19 protein-coding genes are annotated in these 24,551 nt (G+C 69.9%); 16 read left to right on the top strand and 3 right to left on the bottom strand.

Annotated features, from left to right (window positions below; genetic code table 11):
- Nucleotides 1-48 precede the first annotated feature (48 nt).
- The 5 genes from VV867_RS14630 to VV867_RS14610 all read left to right on the top strand — a co-directional run bounded on the left by VV867_RS14630 (nt 49) and on the right by VV867_RS14610 (nt 4,462).
- Complete coding sequence (locus VV867_RS14630) at nt 49-1,101, top strand: 3-keto-5-aminohexanoate cleavage protein (RefSeq protein ID WP_328566781.1); 1,053 nt, start codon at nt 49-51, stop codon at nt 1,099-1,101.
- Between the two features lie 79 nt (nt 1,102-1,180).
- Entirely contained in the window at nt 1,181-2,467 is a 1,287-nt protein-coding gene (locus tag VV867_RS14625) for an MFS transporter (protein ID WP_109935911.1), read from the top strand.
- Nucleotides 2,461-3,126, top strand: a complete 666-nt coding sequence (locus tag VV867_RS14620) for a DsbA family protein (RefSeq protein ID WP_328566780.1) — start codon at nt 2,461-2,463, stop codon at nt 3,124-3,126. The genes VV867_RS14625 and VV867_RS14620 overlap by 7 nt, the downstream gene beginning before the upstream one ends.
- A complete protein-coding gene (locus VV867_RS14615; RefSeq protein ID WP_275626898.1) occupies nt 3,123-3,455 on the top strand; it encodes a Rieske (2Fe-2S) protein in 333 nt (110 codons plus the stop codon). Before VV867_RS14620 ends, VV867_RS14615 begins: the two co-directional genes overlap by 4 nt.
- Nucleotides 3,452-4,462 (top strand): YeiH family protein, encoded by a 1,011-nt coding sequence (locus tag VV867_RS14610; RefSeq protein WP_275626897.1) that lies wholly within the window; start codon nt 3,452-3,454, stop codon nt 4,460-4,462. Before VV867_RS14615 ends, VV867_RS14610 begins: the two co-directional genes overlap by 4 nt.
- 881 nt (nt 4,463-5,343) lie before the next feature.
- Here VV867_RS14610 and VV867_RS14605 read toward each other — a convergent pair.
- Entirely contained in the window at nt 5,344-6,345 is a 1,002-nt protein-coding gene (locus VV867_RS14605) for an AraC family transcriptional regulator (RefSeq protein ID WP_109933057.1), read from the bottom strand.
- A gap of 332 nt (nt 6,346-6,677) precedes the next feature.
- Between VV867_RS14605 and VV867_RS14600 the strand changes: the two genes are divergently transcribed.
- The 5 genes from VV867_RS14600 to VV867_RS14580 all read left to right on the top strand — a co-directional run bounded on the left by VV867_RS14600 (nt 6,678) and on the right by VV867_RS14580 (nt 14,213).
- Nucleotides 6,678-7,241 carry an RBBP9/YdeN family alpha/beta hydrolase gene (locus VV867_RS14600; protein ID WP_256595817.1) on the top strand — a complete coding sequence of 188 codons (564 nt, stop codon included), beginning with the start codon at nt 6,678-6,680 and terminating at the stop codon, nt 7,239-7,241.
- Nucleotides 7,242-7,374: 133 nt separating this feature from the next.
- The gene (locus VV867_RS14595) at nt 7,375-9,222 is read left to right on the top strand and encodes a DUF1302 domain-containing protein (protein ID WP_275626895.1); all 1,848 of its coding nucleotides are present in this window, start codon (nt 7,375-7,377) and stop codon (nt 9,220-9,222) included.
- Nucleotides 9,223-9,263: 41 nt separating this feature from the next.
- A complete protein-coding gene (locus VV867_RS14590; RefSeq protein ID WP_328566779.1) occupies nt 9,264-10,622 on the top strand; it encodes a DUF1329 domain-containing protein in 1,359 nt (452 codons plus the stop codon).
- A gap of 63 nt (nt 10,623-10,685) precedes the next feature.
- Nucleotides 10,686-11,750: a WD40/YVTN/BNR-like repeat-containing protein gene (locus tag VV867_RS14585; RefSeq protein WP_328566778.1), complete on the top strand. Its 1,065-nt coding sequence runs from the start codon at nt 10,686-10,688 to the stop codon at nt 11,748-11,750.
- A 27-nt stretch (nt 11,751-11,777) separates the two neighbouring features.
- A complete protein-coding gene (locus VV867_RS14580; protein WP_109933052.1) occupies nt 11,778-14,213 on the top strand; it encodes an efflux RND transporter permease subunit in 2,436 nt (811 codons plus the stop codon).
- A 1,067-nt stretch (nt 14,214-15,280) separates the two neighbouring features.
- On the opposite strand, the gene VV867_RS14575 is transcribed toward VV867_RS14580, so the two are convergent.
- On the bottom strand, nt 15,281-15,463 hold the full coding sequence (locus VV867_RS14575; RefSeq protein WP_275626892.1) for a hypothetical protein: 183 nt from the start codon (nt 15,461-15,463) through the stop codon (nt 15,281-15,283).
- 288 nt (nt 15,464-15,751) lie between these two features.
- Here VV867_RS14575 and ppk2 point away from each other — a divergent pair, with 288 nt between their 5' ends.
- The 6 genes from ppk2 to VV867_RS14545 are packed head-to-tail and all read left to right on the top strand — an operon-like array spanning nt 15,752 to nt 23,169.
- The gene (gene ppk2 / locus VV867_RS14570) at nt 15,752-16,576 is read left to right on the top strand and encodes a polyphosphate kinase 2 (protein WP_328566777.1); all 825 of its coding nucleotides are present in this window, start codon (nt 15,752-15,754) and stop codon (nt 16,574-16,576) included.
- A gap of 27 nt (nt 16,577-16,603) precedes the next feature.
- Complete coding sequence (locus VV867_RS14565; RefSeq protein WP_328566776.1) at nt 16,604-18,382, top strand: monovalent cation:proton antiporter-2 (CPA2) family protein; 1,779 nt, start codon at nt 16,604-16,606, stop codon at nt 18,380-18,382.
- A 30-nt stretch (nt 18,383-18,412) separates the two neighbouring features.
- Nucleotides 18,413-19,510: an AI-2E family transporter gene (locus VV867_RS14560; protein WP_109932904.1), complete on the top strand. Its 1,098-nt coding sequence runs from the start codon at nt 18,413-18,415 to the stop codon at nt 19,508-19,510.
- 17 nt (nt 19,511-19,527) lie between these two features.
- Nucleotides 19,528-21,033: an efflux transporter outer membrane subunit gene (locus VV867_RS14555; RefSeq protein WP_275626889.1), complete on the top strand. Its 1,506-nt coding sequence runs from the start codon at nt 19,528-19,530 to the stop codon at nt 21,031-21,033.
- Nucleotides 21,030-22,154: an HlyD family secretion protein gene (locus tag VV867_RS14550; protein WP_328566775.1), complete on the top strand. Its 1,125-nt coding sequence runs from the start codon at nt 21,030-21,032 to the stop codon at nt 22,152-22,154. The genes VV867_RS14555 and VV867_RS14550 overlap by 4 nt, the downstream gene beginning before the upstream one ends.
- On the top strand, nt 22,144-23,169 hold the full coding sequence (locus tag VV867_RS14545; protein WP_109936849.1) for a DUF2955 domain-containing protein: 1,026 nt from the start codon (nt 22,144-22,146) through the stop codon (nt 23,167-23,169). The genes VV867_RS14550 and VV867_RS14545 overlap by 11 nt, the downstream gene beginning before the upstream one ends.
- A 93-nt stretch (nt 23,170-23,262) precedes the next feature.
- Here VV867_RS14545 and VV867_RS14540 read toward each other — a convergent pair whose 3' ends face one another.
- Nucleotides 23,263-24,534: an MFS transporter gene (locus tag VV867_RS14540; protein ID WP_328566774.1), complete on the bottom strand. Its 1,272-nt coding sequence runs from the start codon at nt 24,532-24,534 to the stop codon at nt 23,263-23,265.
- Nucleotides 24,535-24,551 lie beyond the last annotated feature (17 nt).

The following is a 24,551-nucleotide window of genomic DNA, read 5'->3' as shown; positions in this document are numbered from 1 at the left end:
GCCGAACGCCCGACGTCGATCCGACAAGAACAATCCGAGGAGACCGACATGCAATTTTTCGACGATTCCCTGCACCCGGAAAACCAGGAGAAGGTGGTCATCACCGTGGCTCCCTACGGCCCGGAATGGATGCCCGAGGACTTCCCCGAGGACATCCCGGTGACCATGGACGAGCAGGTGCAGAAGGCCGTGGACTGCTACGAGGCCGGTGCCACCGTGCTCCACCTGCACGTGCGTGAGCTGGACGGCAAGGGCTCCAAGCGCCTGTCCAAGTTCAACGAGCTGATCGCCGGCGTGCGCGAGGCGGTGCCGGAGATGATCATCCAGGTCGGTGGCTCCATCTCCTTCGCCCCGGAGGACGAGGGCGAGGCGGCCAAGTGGCTGTCCGACGACACCCGGCACATGCTCGCCGAGCTGACGCCCAAGCCGGACCAGGTAACGGTGGCGATCAACACCACCCAGATGAACATCATGGAGCTGCTCTACCCCGAATACCTGGCGGGCACCTCCCTGGCCAACCCGGCGTACCAGGCGGCCTACAGCGAGATGACCGTGCCCGCCGGCCCGGCCTGGGTCGAGGAGCACCTCAAGCGCCTGCAGGCGAACGATATCCAGCCGCACTTCCAGCTCACCGGCATGCACGCCCTGGAAACCCTCGAGCGCCTGGTGCGCAAGGGCGTCTACAAGGGCCCGCTGAACCTGACCTGGATCGGCATCGGCGGTGGCTTCGACGGCCCCAACCCGTTCAACTTCATGAACTTCGTGCACCGCGCACCCGATGGCGCCTGCGTCACCGCCGAGTCGCTGCTGAAGAACGTGCTGCCGTTCAACATGATCGCCATGGCCATGGGCCTGCACCCGCGCTGCGGCATCGAGGACACCATCATCGACCAGCACGGCCAGCGCATGACCTCGGTGGAGCAGATCCAGCAGTGCGTGCGCGTCGCCCACGAACTGGGCCGCGAAGTCGCCGACGGCCGCGAGGCACGGGCGATCTACCGCATCGGCGTACAGTACGAGAGCATCGAGGAAACCCTGCGCATGAACGGCATGGCGCCGAACCGCGTGCCGGGCCACAAAGGCGTGCCGCAACGCGCCTGAGCAGTGCCGGCCGGGGCCCGTGCCCCGGCCGCCGTCCATTACAACAACAAGAAACCATCTCGCCTGGAGAGGTAGCGCCATGGCCATCCACTCCGTCGCCCTGGGCGACATTCCCGCCACCGAACCCAGCGTGTCGCGCCGATACGCCTGGGTGGTGTTCGCCTTGACCTTCGGCCTGCTGATCTCCGACTACATGTCGCGCCAGGTGCTCAATGCGGTGTTCCCGCTGCTCAAGACCGAGTGGGCGCTGAGCGATGCGCAGCTGGGCCTGCTCAGCGGCATAGTGGCGGTGATGGTCGGCGTGCTGACCTTCCCGCTGTCGCTGCTGGCCGACCGCTGGGGACGGGTGCGCAGCCTGGTGCTGATGGCCATGCTCTGGAGCCTGGCCACCCTCGGCTGCGCCCTGGCCGAGAACTTCCCGCAGATGTTCGCCGCGCGCTTCCTGGTGGGCGTGGGCGAGGCGGCCTACGGCAGCGTCGGCATCGCCGTGGTGATCTCGGTGTTCCCCGCGCACCTGCGCGCGACCCTGACCGGCGCCTTCATGGCCGGCGGCATGTTCGGCTCGGTGCTGGGCATGGGCCTAGGCGGCGTGCTGGCCGCACACCTGGGCTGGCGCTGGGCATTCGCCGGCATGGCGCTGTTCGGCCTGCTGCTGGCCCTGGCCTACCCGTTGCTGGTCAACGACAAGCGCATCGGCCATGTGCGCACCACCTCGGGCACGCGTAGCGGGCATTCGCTGAAGAGCCTGTTCGCCAGCCGCTCGGTGGTCAGCGCCTACATCGGCAGTGGCCTGCAGCTGTTCGTCGGCGCTGCGGTGATGGTCTGGCTGCCCAGCTACCTGAACCGCTACTACCACATGGGTACCGACCGCGCCGGCATGGTCTCGGGCCTGGTGGTGCTGGTCGGCGGCACCGGCATGGTGCTCTGCGGCATCCTCTGCGACCGCCTGGGGCGCACCGCGCCGCAGCGCAAGATCGTCCTGGCCATCGCCTTCTGCGTGATCAGCTGCCTGCTGCTGTCGGTCGCCTTCCGCCTGCCGCCGGGTGCCGTGCAGCTGAGCCTGATCGCCCTGGCCATGCTGGTCGCCACCGGCACGTCCGGGCCGGCCGGGGCCATGGTCGCCAACCTGACCCACGCCGCCGTGCACGGCACCGCCTTCGCCACCCTGACCCTGGTCAACAACCTCCTGGGCCTGGCCCCGGGCCCGCTGCTCACCGGCGTGCTGGCCGACCACCTGGGGCTGGACCGGGCCTTCCAGCTGATACCGCTGATCAGCGTCGCCGCGGCCCTGGTGTTCTGCTACGCCTACCGCCACTACCCGGCCGACATCCAGCGCCTGCGGGGCGGGGAGGGCGCGGCATGCTGAACCTGCAACTGGAGATGACCTTCGACTTCATCTGCCCCTGGTGCCTGATCGGCAAGCGCAACCTGGAAACGGCGCTGCGCGCGTTCGCCCAGCAGCGCCCGGAGGTTCGCGTCAACCTTTCCTGGCTGGGCCTGCAACTGCTGCCGCAGGTGCCGATGCAGGGCGAGCCCTTCGCCGAGTTCTACCTGCGCCGCCTGGGCGGCAAGCGCGCGGTGCGCGCGCGGCAGGCCGAGGTGCGCAACGCGGCGCGCAAGGCCGGGGTCGACATCGAGCTGGAGCGCATCCGCGTCATGCCCAACACCACCTATGCGCACCGGGTGTTCCAGCGCGCGGCCCAGGTCGGTACGCCGGTACAACTGGAGTGCCTGCTGGAACAGCTGTTCCGCGCGCACTTCGTGCTGGGCGACGACCTTGGCCAAACCGATTCGCTGCGGCGCATCCTGCGCGCCTGCGGCTACCAGACCGGTGACTTCGAGCAGGCACTGACGGAGGGAGCACGCTATTTTATCGGCCGCCGGGTGGGGTTGGCCGATTCAAGCGTACCGCTGTTCCTGCTCGAAGGCCGGCCCTTCGCCCTCGGCGCCCAGCCGCCGGAACAACTGCTGGCGGCCCTGTCGCGCGCCGTGGAACGCAAGCACCAGGCGGAGGAAGGGGCATGAGCAACCTGGCCGTGCCCGCCGGGCAACTGCCGGGGGAGGGCGGGCGGCGCCTGTTCTTCCTCGACGGGCGCGGCGTGCTGCTGTTCAACGTCGAGGGCGAGTACTACGCCATAGACGACAGTTGCCCCCACGCCGGCGCCTCGCTGTTCTCCGGCAAGCTGCAGGGCCGCTGGTTGCAATGCCCGGCCCACGGCCTGCGCTTCGACCTGGCCACGGGCTGCGCCGCCGGGGTGGCCGGGTTCGGCGTGCGCCGCCACGCCATCGAATGGGACGGCGACACCTGCATCGTCGTGATTTCCGATTCCGCGCCCGAGGAGCTTCCCGCATGAGCGCCACCGCCATCGCTGCGCTGGGTACGCGCAGCCGTACCCTGCTGCCCGGCCTGCTGGTCAGCGCCATGGTCGCCGCCGCGGCCACCTTCCTGTCCGAGCACTACGGCGCGCCGGTGATGCTCTTCGCCCTGCTGCTGGGGCTGGCACTGAACTTCCTCTCCGCCGACGGCACCTGCAAGGCCGGCATCGAGTTCACCGCCCGCGAGGTGCTGCGCCTGGGCGTGGCGCTGCTGGGCATCCGCATCACCCTCGGGCAGATCGCCGCGCTCGGCTGGCAGCCGGTGGCGATGGTGGTCGTGCTGGTGGTCGTGACCATCCTGGTGTCCATCGCCGCCGCCCGCGCCATGGGCTTCAACAGCCTGTTCGGCCTGCTTTCCGGAGGCGCCACCGCGATCTGCGGGGCCTCGGCGGCACTGGCGCTGGCGGCGGCCCTGCCGGCCCACGAGAAGAAGGAGAAGGCCACGCTGTTCACCGTGCTCGGCGTCTCGGCGCTGTCGACCCTGGCGATGATCCTCTACCCGACCATCGCTCACCTCCTGGCCTTGCCGCCGCTGCAGGCCGGGATGTTCCTCGGCGGCACCATCCACGACGTGGCCCAGGTGGTGGGCGCCGGCTACAGCATGTCCCACGAGACCGGCGACGTGGCCACGGTGGTCAAGCTGATGCGCGTGGCCATGCTGCTGCCGGTGATCCTCTGCGCCGCCATGATCACCCGTGCCCGCGGCGTGGAGCCGGGCAGCAAGCGCCCGCCGCTGCTGCCGTGGTTCGCCGTGGGCTTCGTGCTGCTGGCCGCGCTGAACAGCACCGGCCTGGTGCCCGAGGTGGTGCAGCAGGCCGGCGGCAAGCTGTCGCAATGGTGCCTGGTGATCGCCATCGCCGCGCTGGGCATGAAGACCCAGCTGCGCGAGCTGGCCACGGTGGGGATCCGGCCGATCCTGCTGATGGTTGGCGAAACCGTTTTCCTCGCCGTGCTGGTACTCGCGATGCTGCACTGGGGGCTGTGACGGTCAACCACAGCCCGACCCGAGGTGGGGCCGGCAGGGGGGCAGCGCCCTTGCCGGCCTTTTTTTCGTCTGGTGTGAGGGGGGATTCGTAGGGGGGGTGCTTGCGGACCTTGGGCTCGTGCGCCTTTCCACCAGTCGTCATTCCTGCGAACGCGAGAACCCTATTGGCTTGGGGGCTTGGTGTAGCGCGCCGCTCCGAGTGCGTTGATGTTTCTTGTTTCGCCCCCTCGGGCGAGTCACTTTTGTCAGTCGCCACAAAAGTAACCAAAAAGGCTTGCCCCGACATACGGGCCCGATGGAGCCGGGCTACCCTCGCGAACTCCCCCGCCACGGAGGCCCGCCCCGAGGGTACGTCCCTGTAGCCCATCGGGGCTCTCGCGACATCCATGTCGCATGACCTCCTGAGCGCCGGTTTCGCTCGGCCTTCTGAAGGGGCGTTCCGGTGCGCTCGGTTGTTTCTCTGGAAACCCAAAATCAAGAGCGGCACTGCTCTTCGTAGGAGCGAGCTTGCTCGCGAACCCTGACTCCGTCCCCCCTCCCTAACCCTCCCCCGCAAGCGGGAGAGGGGACCGTTCGGCATGAAGCGGAATCACGAAGCTCCCGGGTTCCCCGTAGGGCGCATAACGCCTACGGCGTTATCCGCCGAATCGCGGACAGAGTCCGCTCCTACGGTTCCAGGACGCACGGGTGTAGGAGCGGACTCCGTCCGCGATTGGACTCACCAGCCGCGCCGGACATCCCTGTGGCACGGCCGACGGCGGTGAGGGCTATCAGGATGACTCCGGACGCTCCGGCAGCTCAGGACAGCCCCCTCTCCCGCTTGCGGGAGAGGGGGCTCTTGAGCCCGCCCACGCCGAACCAACCGCCGGCACCACCGTCCCTCACTCCTCCTTGCGCCCGTGCTGGCGCCGCCAGGCCGCCGGGGCCATGCCGAACTGCTGGGTGAACCAGCGGGTGAAGGAGCTGGGCATGGAGTAGCCGAGCAGGTCGGCGATGCGCCCCAGGCTGTAGCGCGGGTTCTCCAGGTAGCGCAGCACCAGTTCGCGGCGCACTTCGTTGATGAGGTCGGAGAAGGTCACCCGGTTGTCTTCCAGGCGGCGCTGCAGGGTGCGCACGTTCAGCCCCAGGGACAGGGCGATCTGCTCGATGGTGGCGCGACCCATGGGCAGCAGCAGGTAGATGGCCTTGCGCACCTCGTTCAGGGTGCTGGCCTCGGCGGCGCCAGGCAGCGAGTCCACGAAGCTGCGGGCGTGGCGCACCATGGCCGGGTCGGCCAGGGGGTTGGGCGCGTCCAGGGCGGTGGCCGGGCAGACGATGCCGTTGAACTCGCTGCCGAACTCGATCTTGCAGGCGAACAGCCGGCGGTGCACCTGCAGGTCGGCCGGGGCGTCGTGGGTGAAGTTCACGCTCAGCGGCTTCCAGTGCGGGCCGAGGAGGGCGCCGCAGAGCCGGTAGAGCACCCCCACCGCCAGCTCTATGCCCTGGCGCGCCGGCATCGGCGGCACGGTCACCAGCTCCTCGCGGAGGATCACCGTACGGCCTTCCTGGTCGACGTACAGGGCCAGGGACTCGTTGATCAGGTGGCGGTACTGGACGATGGTGTCGATGGCCTCGCGCAGGGTCGCCTGGTGGGTGAGCAGCAGGCTGATCACGCCGAAGTCGGAGAGTTGCCGCGACTCGGCCATGCGCAAGCCGAAGGTCTCGCAGCCGCTGGCGCGCGCCGATTCCTCCAGCAGGCGCACCGCCGCCGCGGTGGGAATGCGCTGCTCGGCGTTGTCGAGCATGGACTGGCTCAGGCCCACCTGGCTGAGCTGCTGCTGCGGGTTCAGGCCGAGGTGACGGGCCACCTCCAGGTAGTTGGTCAGGGCCGCCACACGCACCATTGGGGTCATATCGGTCGCCTTCTTTTTCTTCTTCTGTCGTCGAGAGTGTCACGCAAGGTCAAGTGGACGAAGCGGTAACCGCGCATCCGGCTTGTCCCATGACGACGGATTCTATCGGCCGTGTCGGCCGCCCGCGCGGGAAAGATTAGCCCAGCGACGCGCCTTGGGCCCGTCGCAGAGGGCGCAGGCCTCGGATGATGCGGCCGGCGCAGGACGGCCGGGTACCGGGTTGTCATCAAATGCGAAGTACCTGACGCCCTATGCAAAGCAGCCCCGGCGGTGCGCCTCTACTGTCTGCTCCAACATCTTCGAAACCGCCGCGAGGTAATCCGGTGAGCCACGCCAACGACACCACCGTCCTCATCGTCCCCGGCCTGCGCGAGCACGTGCCCGGGCACTGGCAGACGCTGCTCCAGGCGCGCCTGCCGAAGGTCCGCTCGGTACCGCCGCTGACCGAGGACAAGCTCAACCTCGACGCCCGTGTCGAGGCCATCCAGCGCGAGGTCGAGCAGATCGACGGGCCGCTGATCCTGGTCGCGCACAGCGCCGGGGTGCTGATGGTGGTGCACTGGGCGGCGCGCTACAGCCGGCCGGTCAAGGGCGCGCTGCTGGCCACCCCGCCGGACCTGGACGCCCGTTGGCCGGAAGGCTACCCGACGCCGCAGAGCCTGGCCGAGAACGGCTGGACCCCGCTGCCACGCCGGCGCCTGCCGTTCCCCAGCCTGGTGGCGGCCAGCGAGAACGACCACCTGGCCAGCCTCGCCGCGGTGCAGCGCATGGCCCGCGACTGGGGCGGCAGCCTGGTCGAGCTGGGCTGCGTCGGCCACCTCAACCCGGCCTCCGGGTTTGGCGACTGGCCACGGGCCGACGCCCTGATCCGCCAGCTGGACCACTGAGTTTCCCGACTCATGGCGCCGGCGCCCGCCGCCGGAGCCGTGCCTCGCCCGCAGGTTCCGGGGCGTGAACAAGAAAGGGCCGCAAGACGAGCCTGAAGTGCGTGCCGACAACAACAAGAAACGGAGCAATCCAATGCACAATCAGAAGTACCCGGCACGGCCCCTGCGCCGCTGCCTGCTGGCCTCGGCCATCCTCGCCAGCATCGGCAGCCCGCTGGTGCAGGCGGTGGAGATCGATACCGGCAACCCCGACATCAGCCTGCGCTTCGACAACACCGTGAAGCTCAGCTACGGGCAGCGCGTGGAAGGGCAGAACAGCAAGATCGCCAACACCGCCAACGTCAACGACGGCGACCGCAACTTCGGCGTCGGCAGTGCGGTGACGCAGCGCTTCGACCTGCTCAGCGAGCTGGACTTCGTCTACCGCGACAGCATGGGCTTCCGCCTCAGCGGCGCCGGCTGGTACGACCATGCCTATGACCACGTCGGCGGCAGCAACGCCTTCCCCGGGCAGCGCGCCAACGCCGGCCACCTGGTGAACGGCAGCGGCAGGGTGCTCGCACCGGCCGGCGCGCAGCCGGCCACCAGCGGCCTGAACGGCTTCGCCGACCGCTACTACAACGGGCCCTCGGGCGAGCTGCTGGACGCCTTCGTCTTCGCCAGCCACGAGGTCGGCGACGGCATGCTGCTCAGCGGCAAGCTCGGCCGTCACACCGTGTACTGGGGCGAGACGCTGTTCAGCGCCGCCAACGGCATCAACTACGGCCAGTCGGCCCTGGACCTGGGCAAGCTGTACAACGTGCCCGGCACCGAGGCCAAGGAACTGTTCATGCCGCGCAACCAGCTGTCCATGTCGCTCACGGTGAACCCGGAGCTGACCCTGGCGGCGCAGTACTTCCTCGAGTTCGAGAACTCGCGCTTCCCCGAAGGCGGCACCTACATGGGGCCGTACGACATGCTCAACGACGGCGGCAAGGTCTTCTGGCTGCCGATCCCGGCCTCGGCGGCCTACTACGGCGCGCCGCGCGGCCACGACGCCACGCCGAGCAACACCGGCGACTTCGGCCTGATGGCCAAGTGGAGCCCGGAGTGGCTCGACGGCACCCTGGGCTTCTACTACCGCAAGACCTCCGACACCCTGCCGGCGGTGCTGGTGGACGCGCCCAACCTGCAGCGGCCCGGCCTGGCCGGCCTGCCGGGGATGAATTACTTCACCGCCTACGCCGACGACATCGACATCTACGGCATCAGCCTGTCGAAGAACATCGGCCCGGTCAGCGTCGGCCTGGACCTGAACTACCGCGAGAACATGCCGCTGGCGAGCAACTTCACCACCATCAACCCGACGCTCTACGCCGCGGCCCAGCGCGGCCTGATCAACGGCGCCAACCTGATCGGCGAGCGGCCTTCGGACGGCGATACCGGCCTGGCCCGCGGCAAGACCTTCCACGTGGTGCTCAACGGCCTGGTGACCTTCGGCGCCACCCCGCTGTGGGACGCTTCCAGCCTGGCGCTGGAAGGCACCCTGACGCACCTGGTGAAGGTCACCGAGGGCGAACAGACCTTCAAGGGCGACTCCAGCTACCGCGGCGTCGACAAGGTCACCCCCAACGCCTACGCCATGTCCGCCAGCTTCACCCCCACCTGGTACCAGGCCTTCCCCGGCGTCGACCTGTCCATGCCGATGGCCTACAACGTCGGCCTGCACGGCAACTCGGCGGTGCAGCTGGGCGGCAACGAGGATGCCGGCAGCTACTCGGTCGGCGTGGCCGCGGACTTCCACCAGAAGTACCGCTTCGACCTGAAGTACGTCGACGCCTTCGGCCCCTTCGACACCTGCGAGACCGGCCGCGACAACAACACTCCCGGCGCCAACGGCCTGTACCAGTGCATCCCCGGGCAGATCACCTCGCAGGCCGGCCTCGCGCCCCTGCTGAAGGACCGCGGCATGGTCACCGCCTCGTTCAAGGCAACCTTCTGAATTCACGCACGGCTCCGTGAGCGGAGCAGGAGATACACCCCATGAACCTCAAGCCTTCCCTGTTGGCCACGGCGCTCGGCCTGGCCCTGAGCGGCGCGGCGCTGGCCGCGGTTTCCCCCCAGGAGGCCGCGCAGCTGGGCGCCAGCCTGACCCCGGTCGGTGCCGAGAAGGGCGCCAGCGCCGACGGCGCCATTCCCGCCTACAGCGGCGGCCTGACCCAGGCCCCGGCCGGCTTCAAGCCCGGCGACAGCATGCGCCCGGACCCCTTCGCCGGCGACAAGCCGCTGCTGGTGATCGACGGCAAGAACGCCGAGCAGTACAAGGCCCAGCTCAGCGCCACCACCCTGGAACTGGCCAGGCGCTACCCGAGCTTCCGCGTCGACGTCTACCCGACCCACCGCAGCGCCGCCTTGCCCCAGGCCGTGCTGGAAAACAGCAAGAAGAACGCCGTGGCCACCCAGGCCCTGGAAGGCGGCATGGCCATCGACAATGCCTTGCCGGGCGTACCCTTCCCGATTCCCAAGAGCGGCGCCGAGGCCATGTGGAACTTCCTGCTGCGCTACCAGGGGGTGAACATCAAGGCCAAGTACGACTCCTGGAACGTCGACGCCGCCGGCAGCGCCAACCTCGCCACCACCGGCCAGGCCTTCATCAACTACCCGATCTACGAGGACCTGGCGCAGCCGGTGAAGGGCACCGAGGTCTACTACCAGATGAAGCTCTACTACACCGGCCCCGCGCGCCGCGCCGGCGAGGCTATGATGCTCAAGGACGCCGCCAACCCGCTGCAGCAGCCGCGCCGCGCCTGGCAGTACCTGCCCGGCCAGCGCCGGGTGAAGCTGGCGCCGAACCTGGCCTACGACACCCCCAACCCGGGCATGGCCGGCGCCGGCACCTACGACGACGTGTTCGTCTTCAACGGCGCGCTGGACCGCTACGACTGGAAGCTGCTGGGCAAGCAGGAAATGATCGTGCCCTACAACACCTACCGCCTGACCTACGCCAGCGACATCAAGCCGGTGGTCACGCCGAACCACCTGGCGCCGGACTACGTGCGCTGGGAGAAGCACCGCGTGTGGGTGGTGGAAGGCACGCTGAAGTCGGATGCGCGGCACATCTACGCCAAGCGCCGCTTCTACCTCGACGAGGACAGCTGGGTGGCCCTGGCGTCCGACGAGTACGACGCGCGCGGCCAGCTGTACCGCGGCTCCTTCGCCTTCCTCAGCCAGAGCTACGACAAGCAGATCCCGGACGCCACGCCGTTCATGATCTACGACCTCAGTGCCGGCAGCTACAACATCAACGGCATCGTCGGGCCCTACGGCGGCATCAACTACATCGAACCGCTGGCCAAGACCCAGTGGTCCCCCGAGGCCCTGGCCGGCAGCGGCATCCGCTGACGCGCCGGGCCCGGCAGCGGCGGCCCGCACGGGCCGCCGCCTTCCATCTGATGAGGTAGCGGTATGCGATTTCCCTTCATGCCCAGCCTGGCCTGCGCCGGCCTGGGGCTGGCGCTGCTGGCCGGCGTGGCCCGGGCCGACGAGTACGTCGACGTGCTGGACCTGCCGGCGCAGCGTTCCATGCTGGCCCAGAGCAGCCCGCTGGCGGCCATCGCCCGGGCCGGCCAGCGCCTGGTGGTGGTCGGCCAGCGCGGGCACATCCTGTATTCGGACGACAACGGCAAGCGCTGGCAGCAGGCCGAGGTGCCGGTCAGTTCGGACCTCACCGCCGTCCGCTTCCCGACGGCGCAGGACGGCTGGGCGGTCGGCCACGACGGCGTGGTACTGCACAGCGCCGACGGTGGCCTGCACTGGACGCGCCAGCTCGACGGCCGGCGCATCGGCCAGCTGATGCTGGACTTCTACGCGGCCAATCCGCAACCGGACAACGCCCCGCTGCTGGAGCAGGCACAGCGCATGAAGGAGGAGGGCGCCGACAAGCCGTTCCTCGACGTCTGGTTCAAGGACGCGCGCGAGGGCTTCGTCGTCGGCGCCTTCGACCTGATCCTGCACACCGCCGACGGCGGCCTCAGCTGGACGCCCTGGAACCACCGCATCGACAACCCGCAATCGCTGCACCTGACCGCCATCGCGGCGGTGGGCGATGACCTGTTCATCGTCGGCGAGCAGGGCCTGCTGCTGAAGCTGGACCGCCAGCGCCAGCGCTTCGTCGCGCTGAACTCGCCGTACCAGGGCACCTTCTTCGGCATCGTCGGCAAGCCCGGCCTGCTGTTCGCCTACGGCTTGCGCGGCCATGCGGCACGCAGTGTCGATGACGGCGCGCACTGGGCCCTGGTGAGCACCGGCCTGCCGGTGAGCCTGACCGCGGCCGGCTTCGCCGACGATGGCCGCCTCTACCTGTTCAGCCAGTCCGGGCAGGGCCTGGTGAGCAGCGACGACGGCGCCAGCTTCACGCCCCTGGCGCTGGCCCAGCGCACGCCGGTCAGCGCCGCCCTGGCCAGCGGCGACAGCCTGCTGCTGGTGGGCAGCCGCGGCCTGCAGCGCAGCGCGCTGCCGGCCGCCCGATAAGAACAAGATAAAAGAGATAGCCTCATCATGGTCGACCTCAAGCAAGGGCAGATGCCCGTCATCCACGACCTGCGGGATTTCGACGCGCACAGCGGCAGCCTGCTGGAGCGCCTGGTGTTCAACCACCGGATCCTGTTCGTCAGCCTGATCGCCCTGGTCACGCTGCTGCTCGGCTGGACGGCCCTGACCCGCCTGGAGATCAAGCCCAGCTTCGAGAAGATGATCCCCCACAGCCATCCGTACATCCGCAACTACCTGGACAACCGCGCCGCGCTGCGCGGGCTGGGCAACGCCGTGCGGGTGGTGGTGGAGAGCAGCCACGGCGACATCTTCGACCCCGCCTACCTGGAAACGCTCAAGCAGATCAACGACCAGCTGTTCCTCAGCCCCGGTGTCGACCGTGCCTGGATGAAGTCGCTGTGGTCGCCGGCAGTACGCTGGACCGAGGTGACCGAGGAGGGCTTCCAGGGCGGCCCGGTCATGCCCGACGGCTATGCCGGCGACGCGGCGGGCATCGCCGGGCTGCGGCAGAACATCGCCCGCGCCGGCATCGTCGGCAGCCTGGTGGCCAACGACTTCCGCTCGAGCATGCTGGTGGTGCCGCTGCTGGACCATGACTCGGCCACCGGCAAGGGCATCGACTACCGGCAGTTCTCCCACGAGCTGGATGCGCTGCGCCTGAAGTACGAGTACCAGGGCGACCGGCGTGCCTTCGACGCCGGCGGGCCGGGCAAGGGCGCCGTGCGCATCCACGTGATCGGCTTCGCCAAGCTGGTGGGCGACCTGATCGACGGGCTGCTGCGGGTGATGATGTTCTTCGGCCTGGCGGTGGTCTCGGCCTTCGTCATCATCCTGCTCTACACCCGCTGCCTGCGCAGCAGCCTGCTGGTGATCTTCTGCTCGCTGCTGGCGGTGGTCTGGCAGCTGGGGCTGATCGCCTGGCTGGGCTACGCCCTGGACCCGTACTCGATCCTGGTGCCGTTCCTGATCTTCGCCATCGGCGTGTCCCATGCGACGCAGAAGATGAACGGCATCATGCAGGACATCGGCCGCGGCACCCACCGCCTGGTGGCGGCGCGCAACACCTTCCGCCGCCTGTTCCTCGCCGGCGTCAGCGCGCTGCTGTGCGACGCCGTGGGCTTCGGCGTGCTCATGCTGATCGACATCCCGGTGATCAAGGCGCTGGCGATCACCGCGAGCATCGGCGTGGCGGTACTGGTCTTCACCTCGCTGCTGCTGATGCCGGTGGCGCTGTCCTTCATCGGCGTCAGCCCGCGCGCCGCCGCCCGTGCCCTGCGCGAGGAGCAGCAGGAGGCCCGCGAGCAGGGCCTGGGCCGGCTGTGGAGCCTGCTCGACCACTTCACCGAACGGCGCTGGGCCAGCATCGCCCTGGCCTGCGCCGCGCTGATCGGCGCCGGCAGCTTCGCGGTCAGCCAGCACCTGCAGATCGGCGACCTCGACGCCGGGGCGCCCGAGTTGCGCGCCGACTCGCGCTACAACCGCGACAACGCCTACATCACTAGCCACTACGCGCTGTCCAGCGACCTGTTCGCGGTCATGGTGAAAACCCCGGCCGAAGGTTGCCTGAACTACCGCACGCTGGTGCTCGCCGACCGCCTGGGCTGGGCGTTGCAGCAGCACCCCGGGGTGCAGGCGACGGTGTCGCTGGCCGACGCGGTGCGGCAGATCACCGCCGGCACCTACGAGGGCAATCCCAAGTTCGCCAGCCTGCAGCGCAACCAGGACGTGCTCAACTACTCGGCCCAGCAGGCCTCGGTGAACACCCCGGAGCTGTTCAACACCGAGTGCTCGGTGATGCCGGTGATCGCTTTCCTCAGGGACCACAAGGCGAAGACCCTGGAAGAGGTGACGGCGATCGCCGAAGACTTCGCCAAGGCCAATGGCACGCCGGACCGCCAGTTCCTCCTCGCCGCCGGCAGCGCCGGCATCGAGGCGGCGACCAACAGCGTGGTGCGCCAGGCCAACCACACCATGCTGCTGTACATCTACGCGGCGGTCAGCCTGTTCTGCCTGATCACCTTCCGCAGCTGGCGCGCGACCCTCGTGGCCATGCTGCCGCTGGTGCTGACCTCCATGCTCTGCGAGGCGCTGATGGTGTTCCTCGGCATCGGCGTGAAGGTGGCGACGCTGCCGGTGATCGCCCTGGGCGTCGGCATCGGCGTGGACTACGCGCTCTACCTGCTCAGCGTGCAGTTGCAACTGCAGCGCGCCGGCTTCTCCCTGGCGCTGGCCTACCGCCAGGCAGTGATCTTCACCGGCAAGGTGGTGGCGCTGGTCGGCGTGACCCTGGCCGCCGGCGTGGTGACCTGGGCCTGGTCGCCGATCAAGTTCCAGGCCGACATGGGCATCCTGCTGACCTTCATGTTCCTCTGGAACATGCTCGGCGCGCTGCTGCTGATCCCGGCGCTGTCGCACTTCCTGCTGAATGGCCGGCGGTTGTGAGGTGGCTGGGGGTGTGGGGGGATGGCTTCACTTGCGGAGCCTTGTCCCGCGCTCCCAACCCGACCTCGTCATTCCCGCGAACGCGGGACGCGGCTCCATCGCGAACAGCGCTTGCGCTGGCCCGAAGGGGAATAACCCAATTGGCTTGGGGGGTTGGTGTAGCGCGCCGCTCCGAGTGCTCGGATGTTTTTTGTTTCGCCCCCTCGGGCGAGTCACTTTTGTCAGTCGCCACAAAAGTAACCAAAAAGGCTTGCCCCGACATACGGGCCCGATGGAGCCGGGCTACCCTCACGAATTCCCCCGCCACGGAGGCCCGCCCCGAGGGTACGTCCCTGTAGCCCATCGGGGCTCTCGCGACATCCATGTCGCATGACCTCCTGAGCGCGGGTTTCGCTCGGCCTTCTGAAGGGGCGTTCCGGTGCGCTCGGTTGTTTCTCTGGAAACCCGTAGGGCGCATAACGCCTACGGCGTTATCCGCCGTTTTTGTCGTGCATGGGCGCATCGGCCAACGGCGGATAACCGCGAACGGTTATTCGCCCTACGAGTTTGCCGGCTGACGCTGCGTTATCCGCTTGCTCGGGACAGCCCCCTCTCCCTTCAGGGAGAGGGTTGGGGAGAGGGGACGGACTTCGCTCACGCACCTCTGCCAACCCTGACGCCGCCCCCCTCCCTAACCCTCCCCCGCAAGCGGGAGAGGGGACCGTTCGGCGTAATGCGAAACCGCGAAGCTCCCGGGCTTCCCGTAGGGCGGATAACGCCTACGGCGTTATCCGCCGAATCGCGGACAGAGTCCGCTCCTACGGTTCCAGGAAGCACGGACGTAGGAGCGGACTCCGTCCGCGATTGGATTCACCGCCCACGCCGGACGCCCCGGTGGCACGGCCGACGGCGGATAACCGCGAACGGTTATGCGCCCTACGATGGGCGCGAATCGCAAACGAATGGTGCCAGGGAAGCACGGTCGTAGGAGCGGACTCCGTCCGCGATTGGATTTGCCGGCCACGCCGGACACCCCGGTGGCACGGACGGCGGCGGATAACCGCGAACGGTTATGCGCCCTACGTCATTCAGTAACGGGGAATGGACTGCACCCGCGGGTCGATCTGCTGGCGGGGGATCTGCTGCCGGGTGTCGCGCTCGGTGTCGCTGCTGGTGCTGCGGGGCTGTCCGGGTTCGCAGCTCTGGCTGCTGCAGCCGGCGCCGGCCAGGGCGAGCAGGGCGGTGAGCAGGACAAGGGTGGGGCGTCGCATGGCGGCTCTTCCTTCGCGAAGTGGTCCATTGAGCAAACACGGGAATCCCGGCGGCCGCGAGGGCGGGCGACGAGCGGAGGCGGGCGAGGCGACGAATTACAGAAGCACCGGCGTGCCCGATGCCGCCTGGCGGTCCGTCCCGGGCGACCTGGCGAGTGTTCGAAAAGGCCCCCGGGCCGCCGGCAAACCGCCAGGGATCATCCATACTCAGCCAGGACATCCCACGTACCGGGCGCCGCAGGAGCGGGCGCCGTCCGCACGGGGCCAAGGCAGCGCACGGAGGGCCTCATGGCCAAATCCAGGAAAGACAGGAAACACGCGAAGGACGACGCAACGCAGCGGCTCGACCGCAAGACCTACGAAGCCGAACTCAAGCAGTTGCACGTGGAACTGGTAAAGCTCCAGGAGTGGGTGGTGGCCGAGGGGCTCAAGGTCTGCGTGGTCTTCGAGGGCCGCGACGGCGCCGGCAAGGGCGGCACCATCAAGGCCATCACCGAACGCGTCAGCCCGCGGGTGTTCCGCGTGGTGGCGCTGCCGGCGCCCACCGAGCGGGAGAAGTCGCAGATCTACGCCCAGCGCTACCTGACGCACCTGCCGGCGGCCGGCGAGGTGGTGATCTTCGACCGCAGCTGGTACAACCGCGCCGGCGTCGAGCGGGTCATGGGCTTCTGCACCGAGGAACAGTCGCGCAAGTTCCTCGCCGTGGTGCCGCTGTTCGAGAAGATGATGGTCGAGTCCGGGATCATCCTGCTCAAGTACTGGCTGGAAGTCAGCGCCGAGGAGCAGACGCGCCGCCTGCAGGACCGCATCAACGACGGCCGCAAGCTGTGGAAGCTGTCGCCCATGGACCTGAAGTCCTACGGCCGCTGGGACGACTACACCCGCGCCCGCGACGAGATGTTCGCCGCCTCGGATTCCTCCTGGGCCCCCTGGTACATGGCGCGCTCCGAGGACAAGCGGCGCGGGCGGCTGAACATCATCAGCCACCTGCTGGCGCAGATCCCCTACAAGGACATCACCCGCGAGGAGGTCGTCGAGCTGCCCAAGCGCGGGCGGATCGGCAAGTACAAGGCCGCTCCCTATCCGTTCCGGATGGTCGCCGAGCGCTTCTGAGCCCAACGCCCGCCGGGAGACGCAGCCATGCCCCATGACGGGAGCCTGCTCCAGGCCACGGTGATCTTCCTGCTCGCCGTGGTCCTGCTGGTGCCGCTGGCACAGCGCGCGAAGCTGGGCGCGGTGCCCGGCTACCTGCTGGCCGGCATCCTCATCGGGCCCTCGGTGCTGGGCCTGGTGAACAACCCGCAGAACGTCAGCCGGCTCTCGGAAATCGGCGTGGTGATGCTGCTCTTCATCATCGGCCTGGAACTGTCCCCGCGGCGCCTGTGGAGCATGCGCCGGGCGCTGTTCGGCGTCGGCCTGCTGCAGGTGCTGCTCACCGCCGTGCTCCTGGGCGGCATCGCCCTGGCCCTCGGCCAGCGCCTGCCGGCGGCGGTGGTGCTGGGCCTGGGCCTGGCCCTGTCGTCCACCGCCTTCGGCCTGCAGGTGCTGGCCGAGCGCAAGGAACTGGGCCGCCCCCACGGCCGCCTGGCGGTGGCCATCCTGCTGTTCCAGGACATCGCCGCCATCCCGTTGATCGCCGTGGTGCCGCTGCTGGGGGCCTCGGCTGGCGATGCCGCCGACGCCGGCGGCGGGCTGCGCCCGATCCTGGCGGTGGCCGCCGGCGTCGGCCTGGTCATCCTCGGTGGCCGCTACCTGCTGCGCCCGGCCTTCACCTGGGCGGTGGGCCCCGGCCTGCGCGAGCTGGCCACCGCCATGGCGCTGCTGATCGTGCTGGGCACCGCCTGGATCATGGAACACGTCGGCGTGTCCATGGCCCTGGGCGCCTTCCTCGCCGGCCTGCTGATGGCCGAATCGGAATACCGCCACGAGCTGGAGTCGCAGATCGAGCCTTTCAAGGGGCTGTTCCTGGGGCTGTTCTTCGTCGGCGTGGGCATGACCGCCGACCTGCGCCTGCTGCTGGGCGAACCCTGGGTGGTGCTGGGCCTGACCCTGCTGCTGGTGGCCGTCAAGCTGCCGCTGCTGTATGCCATGGGGCGCCTGGCGGGTGGCCTGGAACATGCCGGGGCGGTCTGCCTGGGCGTGGTCCTGGCTTCCGGTGGCGAGTTCGCCTTCGTGGTGTTCAGGCTGGCTCTGGAGCAGCGCCTGCTCGACCAGCGCCTGCACGACCTGCTGGTGCTGGCCATCACCCTGTCGATGGCACTGGTGCCGCTGCTGATGCTCGCCCTGGCGCGGCAGCTGCGCGCGCCGGCCGCCGAGGTACGGGCCCCGCCGGTGGCCGAGCCGGAGGTGGACCAGGCGCCGCGGGTGGTGATCGCCGGCATGGGCCGCATGGGCCGCGTCATCGCCCGCCTGTTGCAGGCCCGCGGCATTCCCCTGGTGGCGCTGGAGACCTCGGTGCAGGCCCTGGGCCGCGAGGTACCCGGGGGGCCGGTCTTCTACGGCGACCCCACGCGCCCGGAAATCCTCCACGCGGCCGGGGTGGGCGAGGCCGAACTGGTCATCGTCACCACCGACGACCCGCAGAGCAACCTGCGCACCGCCGAGGTGATCGCCCGGCACTATCCCGGCACGCGGGTGATCGCCCGCGCGCGCAACCGCCAGCACGTGCTGCAGCTGCTGGACCTGGGGGCGAGCCCGGTGCGCGAGACCTTCCACTCCAGCCTGGAGATGGCCCGCCGCGCCTTGCTCGCCCTGGGCGTGGACGAGGCGCAGGCGGCGGCCTGGGTGCGGGGTTACCAGAAACAGGAAGAGCGACGCCTGGCGGACCTCCACCGTGGAGGGAGCGATGCGCCCGCCGAGGCCACCTTCGACGAAGAAGACGACCCGGCGATGCCGCCGGAACTGCCGCGGGAGCCCTAGCGGCGCGGGCACAGAGGGGAGTGCATGACCATGCAACCGAGCTTCAGGCTGGACGGCAGGCTGTCGCGGGACCTGCTCGACCTGTTCATCCGCGCCGGCCTCATCGCCGTGCTGGTGGCCTTTTCCTTCCAGGTGTTCCGGCCGTTCCTGGAGCTGATGCTCTGGGCGCTGATCCTGGCGGTGACCCTCTACCCGCTGCAGTGCCGCTTGCGGCAACGCCTGGGCGGGCGCGACGGCCGCGCCGCGACGCTGATCGTGCTGCTGGCGCTGGCCCTGTTGCTGGTGCCGGTCTACCTGCTGCTGGTGTCCCTGGGCGACTCGCTGGAGCAGTTGCTGGCCCTGCTGCGCAGCGGCGACTGGAGCCTGCCGGCACCGCCCGACGCGGTGGCCGGCTGGCCGCTGGTGGGGCCGCGCCTGCACCAGGCCTGGCTGTCGGCCTCCGGCGACCTCACCAGCGCGCTGCAGCGCCTGCTGCCGCACCTCAAGGGCAGCGGCCGCGCGCTGCTGGGGGCGCTGGCCAACGTCGGCGCGGCCTTCCTGCTGTTCGTCGCGGCGCTGATCATCGCCGGCATCTGCATGGCCTATGGCGAGCGCGGCCACCACGCGGCCCAGCGCATCGCCACGCGGGTTTCCGGGCCCGAGCGCGGCCCGCGCATCGTCACCCTGTGCACCGCCACCATCCGCGCAGTGGCCCAGGGGGTGATCGGCATCGCCTTCATCCAGATGCTGCTGGTGGGCGTTGGGTTCGTCGCCATCGGCGTGCCGGGCGCGGGCATCCTCGCCCTGGTCGTGCTGCTGCTGGGCATCGTGCAGTTGCCGGCGACGCTGGTCACCCTGCCGGTGATCGCCTACGTGCTGGGCACCCAGGGCGTGGCGCTGGCGACCATCGTCTTCACCGTCTACAGCCTGGTCGCGGGCCTGGCCGACAACGTGCTCAAGCCGCTGCTGCTGGGGCGCGGCGTCGACGTGCCGATGCCGGTGGTGCTGCTCGGCGCGCTGGGCGGCATGGTGGTGCAGGGCATCATCGGCCTGTTCCTCGGCCCGGTGATCCTGGCGGTGGCCTACAACCTGTTCTGGCAGTGGGTGGACGAACAGGACGCGCCGGCCGACCCCGGGCAGCCGGATTGACCCGGCGGGAATCGCCCATGGGCCGACGCGCCAGCCTATTGTGCCTGTTGCTCGCCGGCTGTACCCAGGTCGGGCCGGACCACCGCACGCCGCCCACGCCTTGGGTGGAGCACTGGAACACGCCGGCCCTGGAGCAGGCCGGCCACGTGGTGGCCAGCCCGGACCTGCGCCGTTGGTGGGCGGTGTTCGCCGACCCCACCCTGGAGGCCCTGATCGACGAGGCCGACGCCCACAACGGCGACCTGCGCGTGGCCGGGCTGCGCGTGGCCGAGGCACGCGCGCAACTGGCCATCGTCCGCACCGGGCGCTACCCGCAACTGCAGCAATTGCGCGGCGAGAGCCTCTACCTCAAGCGCGACCAGTCCGGCCCGGGTGCGCAGGACTCGGTGTTCTGGCAGTCCAGCGCGGGCTTCGACATCGGCTGGGAAATCGACTTCTGGGGCCGCTTCAGCCGTGCCATCGAGGCCGCCGACGCCGCCTACTTCGCCTCCGGCGCCAACTACGCCGACGCCCAGGTGCTGCTGCGCGCCCAGGTGGCGGACACCTACTTCGCCCTGCGCACCGCCGAGGCGCGCCTGGACATCGCCCGGGAGAACGCCCGGCGCCAGGCGCGCAGCCTCCAGATCACCGAACGGCTGTTCCGCCATGGCGAGAACGACGAGCTGGACTGGCAACAGGCGCGCACCCAGTACCTGGCGACCCAGGCGACCATCCCCGAGTTCGAGAACCAGGTGAACGCCCTGCGCAACACCCTCTGCGCCCTGGTCGGCCGCCCGCCGGGGCCGATGCCGGAACTGGACGCGCGCCGCGGCCAACTGCCGCTGCCCGACCGCGCGGTGCTGCAGGACGTGCCGGCCAGCCTGCTGCTGCGCCGCCCGGACATCCGCGCCGCCGAGCGGGCGGTGGCCGCGCAATCGGCGCTGGTCGGCGTCGCCGAGGCCGACCTGTACCCCGCGCTGAGCCTGCTGGGCAGCATCGGCTGGAGCTTCGTCTCGGCGCACAACCTGCCCGACAGCTTCGACCTCGCCGCCGGCCCCAGCCTGCTGTGGAACCCGCTGGACCATGGCCGGCGCAGGAATGCCGTGCGCGTGGAGGACGCCCGCCTGCAGCAGCTGATCGAGTTGTACCAGCAGGACGTGCGCCAGGCCGCGCGCGAGGCCGACGACGCCGCCAGCGGCCTGGTCCGCGCCCTGGACAGCGCGCGCATCCGTCAGGACGCGGCGCAGGCCGCCGAGCGCTCGCTGAACCTGGCCAGCGCGCAGTACCGCGAAGGCTTCGCCGACTTCCAGCGGGTGCTGGATGCCCAGCAGCTGCTGTTGCAGCAGCAGGACGGCTACCTGGTCAGCCGCGGCAACGCGGTGGGCGGCCTGGTGGCCCTGTACAAGGCCCTCGGTGGCGGCTGGGACGACAGCCGCGCCCTGGTCGACGCGGCCACCCGCCGGCAGATGCAGGGGCGCACCGACTGGGGCGAGCTGCTGGACGCGCCGGCCCCCACAGCCCAGGAACGAGGTGAGGCGCCATGACCGACAGCCCCGCGAACCCGTCCCCGCCGGCCCCCGAGCCCGCCGCCCCGGCCCCGGCCCCGGAGCGCGGCGTGCGCGGGGTAATGCTGGTGATCGCCCTGAGCCTGGCCTGGTACCTGCTGGCCGACCGCTTCACGCCCTACACCCAGCAGGCGCGGGTGCAGGCCTACGTGGTGCCGGTGACGGCCGAGGTGGCCGGCCAGGTGAAGCGGGTGGCGGTGGGCAACAACCAGGAAGTGCGCAAGGGCGAGGTGCTCTTCGAGCTGGACCAGGAGCAGTACCGCATCGCCCTGGCCCGCGCCGAGGCGGACCTGGACACGGTGCGCCGGCAGATCGGCGCCAACACCGCCGGCATCGACGCCGCACGGGCCTCGCTGGCTGCGGCCCAGGCCAACGAGCGCAAGGCCCGGCAGGACAGCGAGCGCCTGCAGCGGCTGTACCGCGAGGACCCGGGCACGGTGTCGGTGCGCCGCCTGGAGAGCGCCCAGGCGCTCCGCGAGCAGGCGGCCAGCCAGGTCGCCGCGGCCCGCGCCGAGGTGGAGCGGGCCCGCGAGCAGCAGGGCGGCCAGGACAGCGACAACGCCCAGCTGCGCAGCGCCGCCGCCACCGTCGAGAAGGCCCGCCTGGACCTGCAGCGCACCCTGGTCCGGGCCGAGTCGGACGGGCTGATCACCGACCTGCGCACCGACGTCGGCCACTACGTCGGCGCCGGCAGCCCGGTGATGACGCTGATCGCCATCCACGACCTGTGGATCAGCGCCGACATGACCGAGAACAACCTCGGCCGCCTGCGCCCTGGCGCCCCCGTGCTGGTGGTGCTCGACGCGCGCCCCGGCGAGCTCTTCCACGGCCGGGTGCGCAGCATCGGCTACGGCGTCAGCGTCGGCCAGAGCACGCCGCCGGGCAGCCTGCCGACGGTGCAGAACAGCCGCGAGTGGCTGCGCCCGGCGCAGCGCTTCCCGGTGATCGTCGAGCTCGACCGCGACGAACTGGCCGACAGCGCCAACCTGCGGGTGGGGGGCCAGGCCGAGGTGATGGCGCTGACCGGGGAGGGCAACCCGCTGAACCTGCTCGGCCGCCTGTTCATGTGGTTCATGAGCTGGGTGTCCTATGCCTATTGAATTGCGCCGCCGGCGCGCGCTGCGCCTGGCCTGGGGCACCGCCTCGTGCCTGGCGGCCAGTTTCGGCCTGGGGCTGCCGGTGCCCATCCTGGCGCCGATCTTCGCCCTGTTGCTGCTGGCCCTGCGCAGCCAGCCGCTGCCCCTGCGCCTGGCGCCGGCCCTGGCGCTGCTGGTGCTGTGCAGCGCCGGCAGCGGCCTGCTGCTGATCCCGCTGCTGGTGCACACCCCGGCCAGCGGGGTGCTGCTGGTCGGCCTGGGGCTGTTCCTCTGCTTCCGCTATGCCCTGCGCGGCGGCAACGCGCTGCTGGCCAACTTCCTGGTGATCGGCCTGAGCATGGTCTCGGCCGCCGGTGCCAGCGACTTCGGCCTGGCCCTGGCGGTGGTCGAGGCCATGGCCAAGGGCATGCTGCTGGCGGCGCTGAGCGTGACCCTGGCGCACGTCCTGTTCCCCGAGCCTGCGGACGCGCCGTCGCTACCGGCGCCACCCCTGCCGGCCGCCGAGGACAGCGCCTGGATCGCCCTGCGCGCCACCCTGATCGTGCTGCCGGCCTTCCTCCTGGCGCTGATCGCGCCGGACCGCTTCATGCCGCTGGTGATGAAGGCCGTCAGCCTCGGCCAGCAGAGCTGCGAGACCAGCGCGCGCCAGGCCGGCCGCGAGCTGATCGGCTCGACCCTGCTGGCCGGCGCCCTGGCCATAGCCGCCTGGAGCGCCCTGAGCCTGTTCGCCCACCTGTGGATGTTCTTCCTCTGGGTGCTGCTGTTCGCCCTGCTGCAGGCGCGCCGGCTCTATGCGGTGGTGGCGACGCGGCAGGGGCCGGGGTTCTGGATGAGCTGCCTGACCACCCAGCTGATCCTGCTCGGCCAGTCGGTGCAGGACAGCGCGGCGGGGCAGGACGTCTACCGCGCCTTCGCCGTGCGCCTGGCGCTGTTCCTGGCGGTGTCGGTGTATGCCTGGGCGATGTTCCGCTGGCTGGAACGCCGGCGCGGGTTGCGTTTGCGCAGGGCCAGGGCCTAGCGCCGCTGCCGCCGGGGCCGGCAGTCGCCGGCGGCATGCCCGTGCCTGGCGGCATGGGGCCCGGCGCCGTTGCGGCGCCGGGCCTTTCACAGGTCACTCGCTCTGCGGGTCGAACTGCTTGTCGCGGATCAGCAGGGCGGGAATGATGCCGCAGACGAAGTAGGCGGCGCCCATGACCAGGAAGCCCGCGCCGATGGACACCTGGGTGGCCAGGAAGCCGATGGCCGCCGGGGCGATGGCCGCGCCGATGCGACCGATGTTGTAGGCGCCGCCCACGGCGGTGCCGCGGTAGCGGGCGGCGAAGCTCTCGGTCATGTAGGTGGCGTTGACGCCGTAGGGGATGCCGTAGAGGAAGCCGAACACCACCAGCATCCAGAGAATCGCCTCGGGGCTGTGGTAGAGCACGATCACCGGCAGGAACACCGCGGTGCCCAGGGCGCCGAAGGCGAACACCTTGCGCCGGCCCAGCCAGTCCGAGGCGACGCCGGCCAGGACCTTGCCGAGGATCATCGCCGCGTAGGTGCCCACCAGGTAGGCGGTCATGGACTTGAAGTTCATGCCCATCTCGGTTTCCAGGTAGGACGGCAGCCAGTTGTTCACGCCGTAGTAGCCGAACTGCAGGAAGCCCGCGGTCAGCGACCAGAAGATGAACATGCTGCGGGCGCGGCGGTCACCGAAGATCATGCGGAACGCGCCTTCGGGCTTCTTCTCGGCGACTTCCTGCAGGCCCATGGCCTTGCGCCGCTTGCGCTCGGCCTGGGCTTCCAGCCAGGCGGCCGGCTCCGGCACCAGGCGGCGCATGGCCACCGCCAGCACGACCGGGATGATCGCGACGTAGAACAGGTAGCGCCAGCCGTAGCTCGGCAGGATCCAGCCGGCCAGCAGGGTGGCGACGATGTAGCCCACCGACCAGCCCGCCTGCAGGGTGCCCAGCACCGTGGTGCGGTACCTGGTGGGCACGTATTCGGCCATCAGGGTGTTGCAGGCGACGTAGAGCGCGCCCAGGCCCAGGGAGGCGACGAAGCGCGCCGCGGCGAACTGCCAGTAGCTGTGGGTCAGGCCCAGCATGGCGGTGCCGACGGAGAACAGGACGATGGTCCAGACCACGGTGCGCACCCGGCCGAAGCGGTCGCACGCCCAGCCGCCGTAGATGCCGCCGATGGCCATGCCGGCCAGGGTGAAGCTGCCCAGGCTGCCGGCCTGGACGTTGCTCAGGCCGAACTCGGCCTTCAGGCTGGTGAGGCTGTAGGACAGCAGCATGAGGTCGGCGCCGTCGATCAGCAGGCCGATGAAGCAGAACAGGAACACGATCACCCAGGTCTTGCTCTGGGTGGTCGCTTGGGTGGTCGAAGCAGTGGTTTCCATGGGCGAACTACCTGTTG

This window comes from Pseudomonas sp. JH-2 (genome assembly GCF_036231725.1).
Lineage (GTDB): Bacteria > Pseudomonadota > Gammaproteobacteria > Pseudomonadales > Pseudomonadaceae > Pseudomonas > Pseudomonas delhiensis.
The sequence above is the reverse complement of the archived record's forward strand: the minus strand, read 5'-3'. Positions and strand labels throughout refer to the sequence as shown.

Bases quoted from the DNA above. Each gene is read 5' to 3' on its own strand.
- VV867_RS14580 (WP_109933052.1), top strand. From the start codon at position 11,778: ATGGTCGACCTCAAGCAAGGGCAGATGCCCGTCATCCACGACCTGCGG.
- VV867_RS14595 (WP_275626895.1), top strand. From the start codon at position 7,375: ATGCACAATCAGAAGTACCCGGCACGGCCCCTGCGCCGCTGCCTGCTG.
- VV867_RS14610 (WP_275626897.1), top strand. From the start codon at position 3,452: ATGAGCGCCACCGCCATCGCTGCGCTGGGTACGCGCAGCCGTACCCTG.
- VV867_RS14615 (WP_275626898.1), top strand. From the start codon at position 3,123: ATGAGCAACCTGGCCGTGCCCGCCGGGCAACTGCCGGGGGAGGGCGGG.
- VV867_RS14560 (WP_109932904.1), top strand. From the start codon at position 18,413: ATGCAACCGAGCTTCAGGCTGGACGGCAGGCTGTCGCGGGACCTGCTC.
- VV867_RS14575 (WP_275626892.1), bottom strand. From the start codon at position 15,463: ATGCGACGCCCCACCCTTGTCCTGCTCACCGCCCTGCTCGCCCTGGCC.
- VV867_RS14605 (WP_109933057.1), bottom strand. From the start codon at position 6,345: ATGGTGCGTGTGGCGGCCCTGACCAACTACCTGGAGGTGGCCCGTCAC.
- VV867_RS14625 (WP_109935911.1), top strand. From the start codon at position 1,181: ATGGCCATCCACTCCGTCGCCCTGGGCGACATTCCCGCCACCGAACCC.
- VV867_RS14630 (WP_328566781.1), top strand. From the start codon at position 49: ATGCAATTTTTCGACGATTCCCTGCACCCGGAAAACCAGGAGAAGGTG.
- ppk2 (WP_328566777.1), top strand. From the start codon at position 15,752: ATGGCCAAATCCAGGAAAGACAGGAAACACGCGAAGGACGACGCAACG.
- VV867_RS14620 (WP_328566780.1), top strand. From the start codon at position 2,461: ATGCTGAACCTGCAACTGGAGATGACCTTCGACTTCATCTGCCCCTGG.
- VV867_RS14565 (WP_328566776.1), top strand. From the start codon at position 16,604: ATGCCCCATGACGGGAGCCTGCTCCAGGCCACGGTGATCTTCCTGCTC.
- VV867_RS14545 (WP_109936849.1), top strand. From the start codon at position 22,144: ATGCCTATTGAATTGCGCCGCCGGCGCGCGCTGCGCCTGGCCTGGGGC.
- VV867_RS14585 (WP_328566778.1), top strand. From the start codon at position 10,686: ATGCGATTTCCCTTCATGCCCAGCCTGGCCTGCGCCGGCCTGGGGCTG.
- VV867_RS14555 (WP_275626889.1), top strand. From the start codon at position 19,528: ATGGGCCGACGCGCCAGCCTATTGTGCCTGTTGCTCGCCGGCTGTACC.
- VV867_RS14590 (WP_328566779.1), top strand. From the start codon at position 9,264: ATGAACCTCAAGCCTTCCCTGTTGGCCACGGCGCTCGGCCTGGCCCTG.
- VV867_RS14550 (WP_328566775.1), top strand. From the start codon at position 21,030: ATGACCGACAGCCCCGCGAACCCGTCCCCGCCGGCCCCCGAGCCCGCC.
- VV867_RS14540 (WP_328566774.1), bottom strand. From the start codon at position 24,534: ATGGAAACCACTGCTTCGACCACCCAAGCGACCACCCAGAGCAAGACC.